The sequence below is a fragment of the Streptomyces sp. 15-116A genome (assembly GCF_025290915.1).
Taxonomy (GTDB): domain Bacteria; phylum Actinomycetota; class Actinomycetes; order Streptomycetales; family Streptomycetaceae; genus Streptomyces.
The window spans coordinates 1-1,493 of the sequence record NZ_JAOCQE010000531.1 but is presented as its reverse complement, the minus strand read 5'-3'; the positions used below and the strand labels follow the sequence as shown (position 1 = coordinate 1,493).

Genomic DNA, 1,493 nt, shown 5'->3' with positions numbered 1-1,493 from the left:
AAGTCGCCGCCCCGGCCCAGGTCGAAGACGCAGGCGGCCGGCACCACCGGCACGACATGGGTGGGGTCCGCGCCGACCCGCACCCCGCGCCCCCGCTCCTCCAGCCAGGCCATCACCCCGGACGCCGCGTCGAGGCCGTAGGCGCTGCCGCCGGTCAGCACGATCGCCTCGACCTTCTGCACGAGGTTGCGCGGATCGAGCGCGTCGGTCTCCTTGGTGCCGGGGCCGCCGCCCCTGACGTCCACCGCGGCCACCGCCCCGCCCTCGGGCGCCAGCACCACCGTGGTGCCGGTGAGCCAGCCGCCGCCGTCACGCGTCGCATGCCCCACCCGCACGCCGGCCACATCGGTCAGTGCGTCAACTGTCATGGGCCCAGTGTCGTGCACACCCCGGGCGGGCAGGCGCCGCTACGAGCACCTCGGCTCAGCGCCGTACCCTGGGAGGCATGAGCACCGCCCCCGATCCCGAGCCGCGCGAGCCGAAGCCCGCGCTGGTCTTCGACGACCCGCTGGACCAGCAGACCTCGGACGACACGGACCGGGGGTGGGGCGAGCGCCCGTCCGGCGACAGCGCGGCCGATCTCAAGCGCTTCCTCGACGAGAAGCCACCCCACCACATCTGACGCACATCCGATGCCGGGGCTATGCCTCTCCTCGGCCCGCCCCCCGCTGCGAGACCAGCTCGTCGCGGATCTCCTTGAGCACCTCCAGCTCCGTCACCTCGACGAGCTCCTTCGTGCCCTCCCTCGCCTTCCTGCGGTCCTCCACCCGGGCCAGGTACTTGGCCATGGGCAGCACCATCAGGAAGTACACGACCGCCGCGGTGATCGCGAACTGCAGCGTGGCGCCGAGCACCGAACCCCACAGGATCCGCACCCCCGTCGCCGTGTCGCCGGTGCCCTCGCAGGGGCCCTTCAGGCAGGAGCTGTAGCTGTCCAGGTTCTTCGTGCCGAACGCCCCGACCAGCGGGTTGATCACGCCCTTCACGACCGCGTTGACGATGTTGGTGAAGGCCGCGCCGATCACCACCGCGACGGCCAGATCGACGACGTTCCCGCGCATCAGGAAGGCCTTGAAGCCCTGCCACACGGATTCCTTCTTCTCGCTCACCTTCAGGCCCCATCCCACATGCGCGGTGCGTGCAACAAAACGCTCCGCAACCTACGTCAGCGCCGTGCCGGCCTGTCCAATCGGGTCGCTCGCACGAGGGACTTGACGCCCCGGCAGTGATCGAAATGGCATGAGAAGTCATGACCGCGGCGCCCTTCAGCACAGGGTCACCGCTAGCCGTGCCGTGGTGCTCGCACCGGCGAGGTCGGCCGCCACGGCACGCGGCACCGACAGCACCACCAGCGCCCCGCCCTCGGTCAAGGACCCGCCCTCGCCCGGCGGCCCCTCCGCCACCGGTTCCGGCACCTCGCTCACCCGCGCCCCGCGCGCGACCACCCGGGCCTCACCCCCGGTCGCCGTCTCCTCCGCGGCGATGACATCGAC

Annotated in this window: 3 protein-coding genes and 1 pseudogene; 1 reads left to right on the top strand and 3 read right to left on the bottom strand. The window is 71.8% G+C overall.

Annotation, left to right across the window (positions count from 1 at the left end; translation table 11 throughout):
• Positions 1 to 368 (bottom strand): P1 family peptidase (locus tag N4P33_RS35205; RefSeq protein WP_260830978.1); only part of this gene is annotated, 368 nt, incomplete at its 3' end.
• A 77-nt stretch (positions 369 to 445) separates the two neighbouring features.
• Between N4P33_RS35205 and N4P33_RS35200 the strand changes: the two genes are divergently transcribed.
• Positions 446 to 622 carry a hypothetical protein gene (locus N4P33_RS35200; RefSeq protein WP_260830977.1) on the top strand — a complete coding sequence of 59 codons (177 nt, stop codon included), beginning with the start codon at positions 446 to 448 and terminating at the stop codon, positions 620 to 622.
• A 19-nt stretch (positions 623 to 641) separates the two neighbouring features.
• Here the strand turns inward: N4P33_RS35200 and mscL are convergent, their stop codons facing one another.
• Positions 642 to 1,109, bottom strand: coding sequence for a large conductance mechanosensitive channel protein MscL (mscL, locus tag N4P33_RS35195; protein WP_260830976.1), 468 nt, complete (start codon positions 1,107 to 1,109; stop codon positions 642 to 644).
• Between the two features lie 156 nt (positions 1,110 to 1,265).
• Positions 1,266 to 1,493 (bottom strand): annotated as a pseudogene (locus N4P33_RS35190) (hypothetical protein); the annotation flags it as partial.

Coding starts and splice junctions, on each gene's coding strand:
- N4P33_RS35200 (WP_260830977.1), top strand. CDS start 446: ATGAGCACCGCCCCCGATCCCGAGCCGCGCGAGCCGAAGCCCGCGCTG.